Source organism: Aminithiophilus ramosus, assembly GCF_018069705.1.
Lineage (GTDB): Bacteria > Synergistota > Synergistia > Synergistales > Aminithiophilaceae > Aminithiophilus > Aminithiophilus ramosus.
Genome location: NZ_CP072943.1, coordinates 1,219,202 through 1,231,511, shown reverse-complemented (window position 1 = coordinate 1,231,511; position 12,310 = coordinate 1,219,202). Strand labels below are relative to the sequence as shown.

Sequence of the window (12,310 nt, the reverse complement as noted above, 5' to 3'; positions counted from 1 at the left end):
AGAGGGCGCCGAAGAATGAAGAGGGTCGATCTGAGGAAGGGAGCGGGAGGGTGGTCATGGCGGAAGAGAGGAAAAAACGGATCCTGAGGGAGAGGGCGGCCGTGCTGGCCCGCAAGGGGCCCGTCCGGGGAGAGGGGTCCTTCGCCGAGGTCCTGACCTTCGGCCTGGGCCGGGAGCGCTACGCCGTCGGCTCCCTCCACGTCGGAGAGGTCTTCCCCCTGAGGGGGGTAACGGCCCTGCCCTGCGTTCCTCCCTTCGTGGCGGGCATCGTCAACCTGCGGGGGCAGATCCTGCCCCTCGTCGACCTGAAGGTCCTCTTCGGCCTCCCTTCGGAGGCGCCGGGTTCCTTCGTCGTCGTCCTCCGGTCGGAGACGGCGGAGATGGGGCTCCTCGTCGATCCTCCCCTCGAGGTCCGCTCTCTCCCGCTGCCTCTCCATCCCCCCCTGCCGACGCTGACCGGACCGCGCGGCGCCTACCTGCTGGGGCTGGCCGAAGAGGACCTGGCCCTTCTCGACGGGGCTCGTCTCCTCGACGCCCCGGCTCTTGTCGTGAACGATTTCCTTTCGTGAGGGCACTTTAAAGAAGGAGAGTGAAGCGGATGGCATTGGAGAACGCGAAGATCGGGACCAAGCTGGCCTTCGGCTTCGGCGTCGTCATCGCCGTCGCCCTGTCGTTGGGGGCCGGGGCCTTCTGGGGGCTCTCCCGCCTCTCGGAGAGCCTGAAATCCGTCGAAACGAGGGAGATTCCCGCCATGCGCCTCCTGTCCGCCCTGAACTACAGCCGCATGGCCATCCGCGCCGTGAGCTACGAGGTCTCCCTCTCCGAGTACAGGGTGACGCGCGGCGACGACCTCCAGCGGATCAAGGCCGACAGGGAGCGCCTCTGGCGTCGGATCGACGAGGTCTGGCGGGATCTGGCCGATCTGGTCGACGACACGGAGCAGGGCAAGGTCCTGACGGAGCGCCTCAGGGAGCAGTACGGGGCCTGGAGGAAGTCGCACGCCGAGCTTGATCGCCTCTTGGGCGCCATCATCGGCGCGACCCATCTCCAGGAGAGGGAATCGCTCTTCCGGCGCTACCAGATGGAGCTGGAGGCACTCGTTCCCCTCTCCGACGCCATCGGCGCGATCTTCGACGAGCTGACGGCCCACATCAACGAGGAGGCCGACCGCAACATCCGCTCCGACCGGATCGCGTCGGAAAAACTGGTCTCGACGGGTCTCCTCGTCATGATCGGCGGCATCCTTTTCGCCCTCTTCCTGGCCTTCTCCATCACGGCCAGCGTCGCGGGCCCCATTTCCGCGGGGGTGGCCCTTCTCGTCCGCCTCAAGGAGGGCGATCTGCGCCAGGACGTGCCGGACAACCTCCTCCGTCGCGGCGACGAGATCGGCGAACTGGCCCGGGCCCTCCAGGCCCTGACGGAGGGTCTGCGGAGCCAGGTCGGCGCCATGACGGAAATGGTCTCGACTCTGAGCGCCTCGGCCTACCAGATCTCGGCGGCCGTCTCGGAGGTGACGGCCGGGGCCGAGGAGACGGCCGCCGCCGTCGTCGAGACGACGGCGACGATGGAGGAGCTCCGGACGACGGCGGAGACGACGAATCAGAAGAGCCGCGACGTGGCCGACCATGCCCAGAGAGGGCTCCAGACGGTCCAGAAGGGCAAGGCGGCCACGGAGAGCCTTCTGGGCGCGATTCAGCGCATCGGCGAGCAGATGACCTCCATCGCCGAGACGATCATCCGCCTCAGCGAGCAGAGCCAGGAGATCGGCGAGATCACCGAGACCGTCGAGGATCTGGCCGAGCAGTCCAATCTGCTGGCCGTCAACGCCGCCGTCGAGGCCGCCAAGGCAGGCGAGCAGGGCAAGGGCTTCACCGTCGTGGCCCAGGAGATCAAGAGTCTGGCCGAACAGTCGAAACAGTCGGCGAGACAGGTCCAGCGCATCCTGAAGGACATCCAGAAGGCCACCGACGCCGCCGTCATGGCCACGGAACAGGGCTCCAAGGCCGTCGAGGCGGGAGGCCGCGACGCGATCCCCTCCAGGGAGTCCATTCAGGCCATCAGCCGCAGCTTCGCCGACGCGGCCCAGTCGGCGGCCCAGATCGCCGCCGCCAACAACGAGCTGCTGGCCGGCGTCGATCAGGTGGCCCAGGCGATGGAGAGCATCCGGGAGGCCGGTTCCCAGAACGTGGCGGGCATGAAGGACGTCGACAGCGGTGCCCGGAACCTGAAGGAGATGGGGCAGAGGCTCACCGATCTCATCGGCCGGTACCGGGTCTGACCTCGGTCGGAGGAGGGAGCGCCCATGAAACTGTCCGATCAGGCTTTCCTCGAGGAGCTCCGCCGCGACTTCCTTCTCGAGGCCGAAGAGCACCTCGAGACGCTCGTCTCGGGGCTCCTCGAGGCGGAGAAGGCGCCGGAGCCGTCCGAAGCGGTCGTCGAGGCCGTCTACCGGGCGGCCCACAGCCTCAAGGGGGCGGCTCAGGCCGTCCGGATGCCCGAAGTGGCCTCTCTCTGCCAGTCCATGGAGAGCGTCTTCTCCCGGCTCAAGGACCGTACTCTCTCTTTGGAGCGGCCCGACTACGACCTTCTTCAGCGCGCCCTCGACCTCCTTTCCCGACTCGTCGGCCTCTCCGAGGGGGAGGGAGAGAATCCCTCCCCCCTCGTCAACGAGCTGAACCGGCTGGCCGGTTCCTCCGGCGGTCCTTCCCCCCGCCGTCCCTCGGGCGAACCCCGCCGTCCCTCGGGCGAACCCCGCCGTCCCTATCCGACGCTGGACGAGCTTCTGCGCCTCGCCTCGGAGGAGGAGGGCGTCGCAGAGGCACCTTCTTCTCCCTCTCGGGAGGTGGGGCCCGAGGCGCCGCCTCCCGCCTCGCCTCCCCGGAACGAGCCCTCTCGGGCTCCGTCGCCTCAGGTCACCTCGCCTCGGGCTTCGACGCCTGTGGCGGGGCCTGCGGCCTCGGTCCCTCCGCCGTCGAGGGCGACGAGGGGGGCGGGGGAGACGATCCGCATCGGCGTCTCCAAAGTCGATGCCCTCCTCCTCCAGGCCGAGGAGCTCGTCGCCGTCAAGCTGGCCCTGGACGAGCGCCTGTCCGATCTGCGGCGCCTTCTTCCCCTTTCCGAAACCCGCAAGGGTAGAGGACGGGGGAAGAGCGTCGCCTCATCATCCGGCGGGGAGGAGCGGGCCCGCCTGATCGCCCTCGACGAGGGACTCCGAGGGCTGGAGAAGGCCATGGCGGCCGATCGGCGGCAGGCCGAGGGGCTGCTGCGGAATCTTCTGGAGGGGGCCAAGGGCGTCCTCATGCTTCCCGCCTCGACGCTGCTCCAGGGTTTTCCCAAGATGGTCCGCGACCTGGCCCGCGATCTGGGCAAAGAGGTGGAGCTGACCCTCTCCGGCGGGGAGATCGAGATGGACAAGCGCATCCTCGAGGGGATGAAGGATCCCCTCATCCACCTGGTGCGCAACGCCGTCGACCACGGCGTCGAGAGGCCCGAGGGGCGACGTGCCCTCGGCAAGGACTCTGTCGGGCGCCTCGCCCTCTCCGTCTCCCACGTCGAGGGAGGCCAGGCGGAAATCGTCCTCGCCGACGACGGTGCCGGCATCGACGGGGAGAGGCTGCGCAGGAGCGCCGTCAAGGCGGCTCTCCTGACCGAGGAGGAGGCCCTGGCCCTGAGCGACGAGGCGGCTCTGTCCCTCATCTTCCGCTCGGGGCTTTCGACGAGCCCGCTCATCACTGACGTCTCCGGCAGGGGGCTGGGGATGGCCATCGTCCAGGAGGGCGTCGAGGCCCTGGGGGGCAAGATCTCCCTTCAGTCGGAGCGGGGAAGGGGGACGACCTTCCGCATCGCCCTTCCCCTCACGCTGGCCACCTTCCGGGGCGTTCTCGTCGAGGAGTGGGACCAGGTCTTCGTCGTCCCCACGTCGAAGGTGGAGCGGGTGGCCCGCATCGACGGCTCTCTGGTCCGCCGCGTCGAGGGACGGGAGCTGATCTCCCTCGGCGGCAGGCCCGTCGCCCTCGTCCGGCTGGGCTCCCTTCTCGGGCTGGCCCCGGCGGAGAGGAGAAAGGGGGAGGAAAAGCTTTCCGTCGTCGTCCTCTCCGCGTCGGGCCTCTCCGTCGCCTTCGCCGTCGACCGCGTCGTCGGCGAGCAGGAGGTCCTCCTGAAAACCCTGGGGAGGCAGCTCCGCCACGTCCCCAACGTGGCGGGAGCCACCGTCCTCGGCTCGGGCCGCGTCGTCCCCGTGCTGAACGTGAAGGAACTCCTCGAAGCGGTCTCCCGCGGCGGAGGAGCGAGGCCCTCCCCCTCGGAGGGGGAGGCCGAGAGACGACGCTCGGTCCTCGTCGTCGAAGACTCCATCACGTCGAGGGCGTTGATCCGAAACATCCTGACCTCGGCCGGCTACGACGTCGAGGCCGCCGTCGACGGCCAGGAAGCCTGGGAGCTTCTCTCCGATCGTTCCTTCGACATCGTCGTCTCCGACGTGGAGATGCCCCGGATGAACGGCTTCGAGCTGACGGCCAAGATCCGCGGCGACGCCTCGATGGCCGATCTCCCCGTCGTCCTCGTCACCTCCCTCGATTCGCCGAGGGACAGGGAGCGGGGCATCGACGCCGGGGCCGACGCCTACATCGTGAAGAGCCATTTCGACCAGGGCAACCTGATCGAGGTGATGGGACGTCTGCTTTGACCTTTTGTGCCGGACCCGCCCACGGGGCGACTTCCCGCAGGGCCGGTGACGAATCGCTCCACGGGGGAGGAACCTCCCATGATCGAAGTTCTCATCGTCGACGATTCGACGACGCTTCGCCGGTTTTTGGAAAGACTCCTGACGGAGGACCCCGACATCCGCGTCGTCGGTCGCGTCTTTAGCGGCGAGGAGGCCCTCCGCTTCCTCGAAAGACGTTCCGTCGACGTCGTCACCATGGACATCGAGCTCTCGGGTCTCGACGGCTTCGAGACGACGCGGCGGATCATGGCAAGCCGTCCCTGTCCCGTCGTCATCGTCAGCTCCCGCTGGGACCCCTCGGAGGTGGAAAAGACCTTCCTCGCCGTCGACGCCGGGGCGGTGGCCCTCCTGCCCAAGCCGGGGGCCGGCGAGGATCCGAAGCTTTACGGCGGAGAGCTGCGCCGCGTCGTCCGGGAGGCCGCCCTCGCCGGTCCGCCGAAGCGCCGCCGGAGACCGATGCCCCCTCTGAGCCCTCCGGCTTCGCGAGCGGAGGAGCGCTCCTCGGGGCCGCTGCGGGTCGTCGTCGTCGGGGCCTCGACGGGAGGGCCTCAGGCCTTGGCCGAGCTGCTGGCGGGGCTCCCCGGCGATTTCCCCCTTCCCCTCCTGGTGGTGCAGCACATCGCCTTCGGTTTCCTCGGCGGACTGGCCGACTGGCTCTCCAAGGCGACTTCCCTTTCCGTTAAAATAGCCGAAGGGGGACCGGTCGAGGGAGGTACGGTCTACCTCGGTCCCGAAGGCCGTCATCTTGAGATGACGGACTGTGCGACTCTGAGGCTTACCGAGGCCCCTCCCGAACATGCCGTCCGTCCCTCGGCGTCGAGACTCTTCCGCTCCGTCGCCTCCGTCTGCGCCTCGTCGTCGGCCGCCGTCCTCCTCTCCGGCATGGGAACCGACGGAGCCGCCGAGCTGCGTCGCCTCCGCGACCTGGGTTCCGTCACCTTCGCCCAGGACCGGGAGAGTTCCATCGTCTGGGGCATGCCCGGCGAGGCCGTGCGCCTCGACGGAGCCGGACAGGTCCTTTCCCCCTCTCTCATCGCTTCGGCTCTCGTCGACCTCGTCGGACGACGAGGGACGAAAGGGGAACCATGAGGAAAGGTCGGGAAAGATGACACGAAACGATTTCATATTTCATCGCCACGCCGAAAGGGAGGCGTTCCGCGTGAGTTTCATGCAGCAGGTCCCCATCGTTCAGGTCGTCGAGGACAGCCTCACCCAGGCCAAGCGGCTGGAGCGGCTTCTTCTGGCCAACGACTACGAGGTCTCCCTGGCCCGCAACGGCGCCCAGGGGCTGGCCCTGGCCCGCCGGATCAAGCCGACGGTGGTCATCACCGATGTCATGATGCCCGAGATGGACGGCTACGAGATGTGCCGTCAGATCAAGCAGGACGAGGCTCTCCGCGACATTCCCGTCGTCCTCCTCACCTCGCTTTCCGATCCCCGCGACGTCATCAAGGGGCTCCAGTGCGGCGCCGACAACTTCCTCACCAAACCCTACGACGACGATCACCTCCTGCGCCGTCTCCACCACATCCTGGCCAACCTGGAGCTGCGCCGCTCGGGCCAGGCCATGATGTCCGTCGAGGTCTTCTTCGCCGGACAGTATCACAAATTGACGGCCGACAGGATCCAGATCATCGACCTCCTCCTCTCCACCTTCGAGGCCGCCGTCCTCCAGAGCAACCAGCTCCAGAAGCTCTCCGGCGACTACCGCAACGCCCTCGACGACGTCAAGAGGGCCCAGGCCAACTTCCAGACCCTCATGGAGACGACGGGCGACGCCGTCGTCGTCATCGATGACGCGGGCAAGGTCCGCTACGTCAACCCCGCGGCGGAACTCTTTTTCGAGACGACGAGCGCCCAGATGACGGGCAAGACCTTCCCCTTCCCCGTCGGCGAAGAGGGAAAACGGGAGGTCTCCGTCGGACGTGCCGACGGCCGACGGGTCGTGGGAGACATGCACGTCGTCAGTTCCAACTGGGACGGCGAGGTCGTGCGCCTGGCCACGATCCACGACGTCACCGAAATGGTGCAGCTCCGGGAACGGCTCGCCATCGAGGCCATCACGGATGCCCTGACGGGGCTCTACAACCGCCGCGGCTTCATGACCCTGGGGGAGAAAGCGCTCTTGCTGGCCCAGCGCATCGGCGTGCCCGTCGCCTGCCTCTTCGCCGATCTCGACGATTTCAAGTCCGTCAACGACACGCTGGGCCACGACGAGGGCGATCGGGTCCTTCAGAAGACGGCCCAGGCCCTGAGAGAGACCTTCCGCGACTCCGACATCATCGGCCGCTTCGGCGGAGATGAGTTCGCCGTTCTCATGCTCCACGACGGGGAGGCCGATCTCGACGGGATTTCCGGACGTCTCGAGGCCGCCTTACTCCGCGTCGGAGAGGCGTCACGGCCATCGCGCCGCCTCTCCATAAGCCTGGGACTGCACTGCAGTCGCCCCGGCGATGCCCTGACTCTGGCCGAGCTCATGACCCTCGCCGACCGCAAGATGTACGAGTGCAAGGAGGCCAGAAAAAAGGCCGACTTCGACAGCATCGGATGATCGACAGGGGAGTGGTGAGAATGGTTCGCTCGAAAGGTCTGTCACGGCTTCTTCTGACCCTTGTCCTTGTCGCCGTCGCCGTCGCACCGGCCTCGGCTTCGGTCAAGCTCTGCTACAACGGTCCCGCCGACGAGGCGAACAACGCCGTCCACGCCTTCGCCCTCAACTTCAAGAGGCTCGTCGAGGAGGGGACGGAGGGCCGGATCACCTTCGACCTCTACCCCGACAGCCAGCTCGGGACGGAAGAGGAGCGCATGGAGCTTCTCCTCCGGTCGGGCATGAATCAGCCCCTGGTCAACGTCGCCTCCTTCGCCGGCGTGGCCCCCCTCTTTCCCGAGATCTACGCCTCCTCCGTCCCCTTCCTCTTCGACTCCTACGAGGCGGCCCACCTCTTCTTCGACGAGAGCCGCTACTGGAAGAAGGCCCAGGAGACCTTCCGAAGCCGGACAGGGGCCGTCCTCCTCGAGGCCGTCGAGGAGGGGGGCTTCCTGGCCTTCACCAACTCGAAAAGGCCTCTCCGCAGCCCCGACGACTTCAAGGGGCTCAAGTTCCGGGCCATGGACGAGGGGCAGATCGCCATCTACCGGGCCTTCGGGGCCGGAGGGACGCCCATAGCCTGGACGGAGCTCTACATGGCCCTCAGGACGGGCCTCGTCGACGGCCAGATGAACCCGGCCATGTACATCCTCATCGGCAGTCTCTTCGAGGTGCAGAAATACATGACCCTGGCCAACATCCAGTATTCGGATCAGTTCCTCATCCTCAACGGCGACCTCTTCGACTCCCTCTCCGAGGCCGACCGCCAGATCGTCGTCGCGGCCGCCAAGGAGGCCAATGTCCTGAACCGCGCCGAGGTGGAGGCCTCCGATGCCCGCCAGGTCGAGACGCTCCGCGGAAAGGGAATGGAGATCTACGTCCCCGACAGGGCCGAGAGGGAGCTTTTCCGCGAAAGGGGCACAGGAGCCTACCGGAACTGGGTCCGCTCCAAGGTGGGGGCCGAGTGGCTCGACCTGGCCCTGGAGTGCGCCGCCGAGGCCAACGGGAGGGTCGCCACAGAGTGACCGCCTTTCCTCTCCGTCGCCTCGCCAGAGGCGTCGAGACCCTCAGCGCCGTCGTGGCCTCCTCGCTCCTCCTGATCAACGTCGGCGACGTCCTTTTCGCCGTCGTCCTCCGCTACCTTTTCGGCAGCTCCGTCGCCTGGACCGAAGAGGTGGCCCGCTACTCCCTGATCTGGCTCGTCATGGCCGGTGCCGCGGGGGCCCAGTCCCGGGGGGACCACATGGTCCTCGATCTTCTCGGGCCCCGTCTTCCCCGGAGGGCGCGCCGGACGGTCCGAGGGCTTGTCCTGGCCGTTCAGGTCACCGTCCTGATCCTTCTCGTCGTCTTAGGGGCCAAAAACGTGGCCGGGACGTGGACGATGAAGACGATGGCCCTGGGCATCCCCAAGGCCGTCGTCCTCTCGGCCCTTCCCGTCGGCATGGCTCTTCTCCTGGTCCAGCTTCTCCTCGGTCGGGTGACGGAGGACGGGCGGTGATGTCCCTCCTGGCGGCGGCCCTCTTCCTCCTCCTCATGGTCGGCGGCGTCCCCCTTTACGCCGCCCTTCTCGCCGCCGGATCCCTGGCCATCTACCAGACGGGGGGATGGGAGCTCCTTCGCGTCGTCCCCCAGCAGTTCTTCGGCGGCATGGACGCCTTCTCCCTCATGGCTATCCCTCTCTTCGTCCTTTCCGGAAACCTGATGAACCGCTCGGGTCTGACGGACCGTCTCATCGACTTCAGCCGCCTTCTCGTCGGACCGGTCCGGGGCGGGCTGGGCTACGTCAACGTCCTGGGGAGCGTCATCCTCGCCGGCGTCAACGGCTCAGCCGCCGCCGACGCCTCCGCCCTGGGGGCCCTCCTCATTCCGGCCATGGAAAAGGAGGGCTTTCCCCGGGCCTATGCGGCGGGGCTGACGGCCGGGAGCTCCCTCATCGGTCCCATCATCCCGCCCAGCATCTTCATGATCCTCTATTCGGCCCTGACGAACACGTCCGTCGGCGGTCTTTTCGCCGCCGGCATCCTCCCCGGACTCGTCCTGGCCCTGGCCTTCCTGATCCTCAACGCCCTCTTCTGCCGCCGCCACGGGGTTCCCCGCACCGACGTCTCGGAACTGAAAGGGCGCCGGGCGGCGATCCTGCGCCGGGCCGTCGCAGCCCTGGCGGCCCCCCTCATCATCATCGGAGGCATCGTCGCCGCCATCGTGACGCCCACCGAATCGGGAGCCCTGGCCGTGGCCTACTGTCTGGCCGTGGGCTTTTTCGTCACGGGAGATCTGACGCTCAAGGGGGCCGCCTCGGCTTTGTACGAGACGGCCCGCCTGACGAGCGCCATCTTCCTCATCATGGGAGCGGCCTCCGTCGTCGGCTGGTATCTCAAGTGGGAGCGCGTCGGGGCCCGCATCGCCGAGGCCCTCGTCGGACTGGGTCTCCTCGACGAGCCCCGCCTCCTCCTCGTCGTCATCAGCCTCATCGTCTTCGCCGTCGGCATGTTCATGGAGGAGGTGGCCGTCCTCACCCTTCTCACCCCTCTTTTCGCCCCCCTCGCCGCTCGGGCGGGGATCGACCCCTACCACTTCGGCATCGTCATGACCCTCAACGTCACCATCGCCCTCATCACCCCTCCCGTGGGGGCCTGCAACTACATCGTCGCCGCCGTGGGCAAGGTCCCCCTGGGCGAGCTCTTCCGGGCCATCTGGCCCTTCGTCGCCGTCGCCCTCGTCGTCCTCTCCCTCCTCATCTTTTTCCCCGCCCTCACCGTGACCCTGCCCCGTCTCCTGGGATTCTGACGAAAAAAGGGGGGGCTCCAGCCCCCCCGATGTCCCCCTCCCGTGCCGACGCGGGATCGCTCCGATTCCCTTCCGGTCCTGAAGGCCCTAAAGAGGCAGCCGCGTCCCGATCGATCGCTCCAGCGCCCTGGCGTGGATGAGCCGCGCCGTCATGACGTCGTGGCTGGCGATGCCCATGAAAAGGGCGCTCCTCCGTCCTCGTGAGAGAGGGGGCTTGCTGCCGGCGACGATCTCGCCCATGTCGGCGTAGATCTGATCCTCCCGGGGATAGCCGTCCTGAAAGTAGACGCCGTGGCTCTGGGTCCAGAGGTACTGGTTGCGGTCGTCGCAGACGAAGCCTTCACCGCCGGTCATGACGTCGCTGTCGAAGGCCGAGTCGTAATCGACGGCAAGACAGAGGACCTCCTCCTTGAGCCATTCCGAACGGACGATCCGCCTCGGATCGGCCAGGATGGGCGTGCAGGTGATGACCACGTCGGCTCCGGCGCAGACGGCCTCGACGGTGGGACAGGCGACGTAGCGGAAACGGGGAAAAAGGGGTTCCATTTCGGCCAGGAAGGAGGCGATCTGACTCTCTCGGACGTCGTGGATGCGGACCTCCCGGAGATCGGGAAGGGCCTCGGCCATGGCCCGGAGGTTGATCCTGCCCTGAGTCCCCAGGCCGATGATGGCCACGACGGAGGCTCCCGTCGGAGCCAGGTGGAGGGCGCCGACGCCGGAGGCGGCGCCGGTGCGCCACGTCGTCATCCAGTTGGCGTCCATGACGGCCCTGACGAGGCCCGTCTCGCAATCGTTGAGGATGAAGAGGCCCGTGTTGTAGGGGAGCCCTCTCCGGGAGGGATTATCGGGATAGCCCGCGACCCACTTGAGTCCCGCCGAATCGATCTCCCCGCCGATCCAGCAGGGCATGGCGTGGATGTAGCAGTCCCTGCGGGGGTGGACGCCGGGCTTGGCCGGAAGCTCCACTTTGCCCTCCCCCTTGAGGCGCCACCCCGCCTCGACGGCCTCCATGACGTCCTTCATGGTGATGTCCAGCGCCTTCACGTCCTCCTGCGAAAGCCACAGCGCCTCATTCATCGTCTTTCCCTCCCTCTTCAGACAGGGGGGAGCTCCCCCTCGTTCGGCCCTCTCGAGAGGGCCCTCCTCTCAGGGCCTCGGCGAAGCTGAAGCCCCTGATGGCGAAGAAATCGCTTCCGTCGGCGGCCTTTTCGTAATGGGCCAGCCGTTCTTCCGAGAGACGGCGGTCTCTCTCGAAGAGGGCGACGAGCAGGGCATGGACCAGCGTAAGGGCCGCCGCCTGGGGATCGACGAAGGTGACGTAGCGGTGGGGCGTCAGAAGGACCTCGTCGACGAGGGGAACGAGGGGGGAGAGAAGGCTGTCGGTGAGGCCCAGAAGGCGGACCCCGCCGTCGGCCAGCGCTTCGGCCAGGCGCAGCGTCTCGCGGGGGTAGCGGGGGTAGCAGAAGACGAGGGCCGTCGCCGACCGAAGCCCCTCGAGATTTCCCAGAAAGGGCAGGTCGAGGGAGGTGACGAGATGGACGTCGTCCCGAAGCAGCCGGAAATAGGTGAAGCCGTAGAGGGCGAGAAAATCGCCGGGCGACGAGGCGACGAGGAAGAGATGGCTCCCGCCGACGAGACCGTCGACGAAGCGCTCGAAAATGGCTCCGTCGATGAGGGCCAGGGTCTCCTCCAGGAGGGAGGCTTCGACGTCGAAGACGCGCCTCCAGACGCTCCCCCTTTCTCCCTCCCGCTTTTCGAAGCGGAAGGCGGGACAAGCATGGCCTGCCTGCATCTCGCGGCGCAGGGCGAGCTGAAAAGGGGCGAACCCGCCGTAACCCAGAGCGTAGGCGAAGCGGGTCACCGTCGCCTCGCTCGTCCCCGTGGCGGCCCCGATCTGAGAGGCGTTCATGAGGGCCGCCTCCCGCCCGTGATCGACGATGAACTTGGCCAGGAGGGACTGTTTCCGGCTCAGAGAGGGCCATCTCTCCCTGATGGCGTCGATGACGCCCAAAAGACCTTCCCCCTTTTCGCCTTCATGAAAAGTATGCATCAAATTATCGACCATGAAAACAATCCTTCAAAAGGATCTCATCGACTTCTCTTCCTGTCAACAGGCACCTTGTGAAAGGGCTCCCCGAAGGCGATAAGGACCCGGGGCCTTGCCCCATCGCAGTCCAATTCCTTTCAGAGGGGGAGATGTCGTTGTCCAAAGT

10 protein-coding genes are annotated in these 12,310 nt (G+C 67.1%); 8 read left to right on the top strand and 2 right to left on the bottom strand.

Annotated elements, in window-relative coordinates:
* Nucleotides 1-56 precede the first annotated feature (56 nt).
* The 8 genes from KAR29_RS05555 to KAR29_RS05520 all read left to right on the top strand — a co-directional run bounded on the left by KAR29_RS05555 (nt 57) and on the right by KAR29_RS05520 (nt 10,097).
* Nucleotides 57-569 (top strand): chemotaxis protein CheW, encoded by a 513-nt coding sequence (locus KAR29_RS05555; protein ID WP_274374623.1) that lies wholly within the window; start codon nt 57-59, stop codon nt 567-569.
* 29 nt (nt 570-598) lie between these two features.
* Nucleotides 599-2,278 carry a methyl-accepting chemotaxis protein gene (locus KAR29_RS05550; RefSeq protein ID WP_274374622.1) on the top strand — a complete coding sequence of 560 codons (1,680 nt, stop codon included), beginning with the start codon at nt 599-601 and terminating at the stop codon, nt 2,276-2,278.
* A 24-nt stretch (nt 2,279-2,302) separates the two neighbouring features.
* The gene (locus KAR29_RS05545; protein WP_274374621.1) at nt 2,303-4,684 is read left to right on the top strand and encodes a hybrid sensor histidine kinase/response regulator; all 2,382 of its coding nucleotides are present in this window, start codon (nt 2,303-2,305) and stop codon (nt 4,682-4,684) included.
* A gap of 78 nt (nt 4,685-4,762) precedes the next feature.
* Nucleotides 4,763-5,812 carry a chemotaxis protein CheB gene (locus KAR29_RS05540; protein ID WP_274374620.1) on the top strand — a complete coding sequence of 350 codons (1,050 nt, stop codon included), beginning with the start codon at nt 4,763-4,765 and terminating at the stop codon, nt 5,810-5,812.
* A gap of 79 nt (nt 5,813-5,891) precedes the next feature.
* On the top strand, nt 5,892-7,274 hold the full coding sequence (locus tag KAR29_RS05535) for a diguanylate cyclase (protein WP_274374921.1): 1,383 nt from the start codon (nt 5,892-5,894) through the stop codon (nt 7,272-7,274).
* Between the two features lie 20 nt (nt 7,275-7,294).
* Nucleotides 7,295-8,335, top strand: a complete 1,041-nt coding sequence (locus KAR29_RS05530; RefSeq protein WP_274374619.1) for a TRAP transporter substrate-binding protein — start codon at nt 7,295-7,297, stop codon at nt 8,333-8,335.
* Nucleotides 8,332-8,808, top strand: coding sequence for a TRAP transporter small permease (locus KAR29_RS05525; protein WP_274374618.1), 477 nt, complete (start codon nt 8,332-8,334; stop codon nt 8,806-8,808). The genes KAR29_RS05530 and KAR29_RS05525 overlap by 4 nt, the downstream gene beginning before the upstream one ends.
* Nucleotides 8,808-10,097 (top strand): TRAP transporter large permease, encoded by a 1,290-nt coding sequence (locus tag KAR29_RS05520; RefSeq protein ID WP_274374920.1) that lies wholly within the window; start codon nt 8,808-8,810, stop codon nt 10,095-10,097. The genes KAR29_RS05525 and KAR29_RS05520 overlap by 1 nt, the downstream gene beginning before the upstream one ends.
* An 87-nt stretch (nt 10,098-10,184) precedes the next feature.
* On the opposite strand, the gene KAR29_RS05515 is transcribed toward KAR29_RS05520, so the two are convergent.
* Complete coding sequence (locus KAR29_RS05515; RefSeq protein ID WP_274374617.1) at nt 10,185-11,174, bottom strand: ornithine cyclodeaminase family protein; 990 nt, start codon at nt 11,172-11,174, stop codon at nt 10,185-10,187.
* Nucleotides 11,167-12,108 carry a MurR/RpiR family transcriptional regulator gene (locus tag KAR29_RS05510; protein ID WP_274374616.1) on the bottom strand — a complete coding sequence of 314 codons (942 nt, stop codon included), beginning with the start codon at nt 12,106-12,108 and terminating at the stop codon, nt 11,167-11,169. Before KAR29_RS05510 ends, KAR29_RS05515 begins: the two co-directional genes overlap by 8 nt.
* Nucleotides 12,109-12,310 lie beyond the last annotated feature (202 nt).

Excerpts from the sequence above, each read along its gene's own strand:
- KAR29_RS05555 (WP_274374623.1), top strand. The coding sequence starts at position 57 with ATGGCGGAAGAGAGGAAAAAACGGATCCTGAGGGAGAGGGCGGCCGTG.
- KAR29_RS05550 (WP_274374622.1), top strand. The coding sequence starts at position 599 with ATGGCATTGGAGAACGCGAAGATCGGGACCAAGCTGGCCTTCGGCTTC.
- KAR29_RS05545 (WP_274374621.1), top strand. The coding sequence starts at position 2,303 with ATGAAACTGTCCGATCAGGCTTTCCTCGAGGAGCTCCGCCGCGACTTC.
- KAR29_RS05540 (WP_274374620.1), top strand. The coding sequence starts at position 4,763 with ATGATCGAAGTTCTCATCGTCGACGATTCGACGACGCTTCGCCGGTTT.
- KAR29_RS05535 (WP_274374921.1), top strand. The coding sequence starts at position 5,892 with ATGCAGCAGGTCCCCATCGTTCAGGTCGTCGAGGACAGCCTCACCCAG.
- KAR29_RS05530 (WP_274374619.1), top strand. The coding sequence starts at position 7,295 with ATGGTTCGCTCGAAAGGTCTGTCACGGCTTCTTCTGACCCTTGTCCTT.
- KAR29_RS05520 (WP_274374920.1), top strand. The coding sequence starts at position 8,808 with ATGTCCCTCCTGGCGGCGGCCCTCTTCCTCCTCCTCATGGTCGGCGGC.
- KAR29_RS05515 (WP_274374617.1), bottom strand. The coding sequence starts at position 11,174 with ATGAATGAGGCGCTGTGGCTTTCGCAGGAGGACGTGAAGGCGCTGGAC.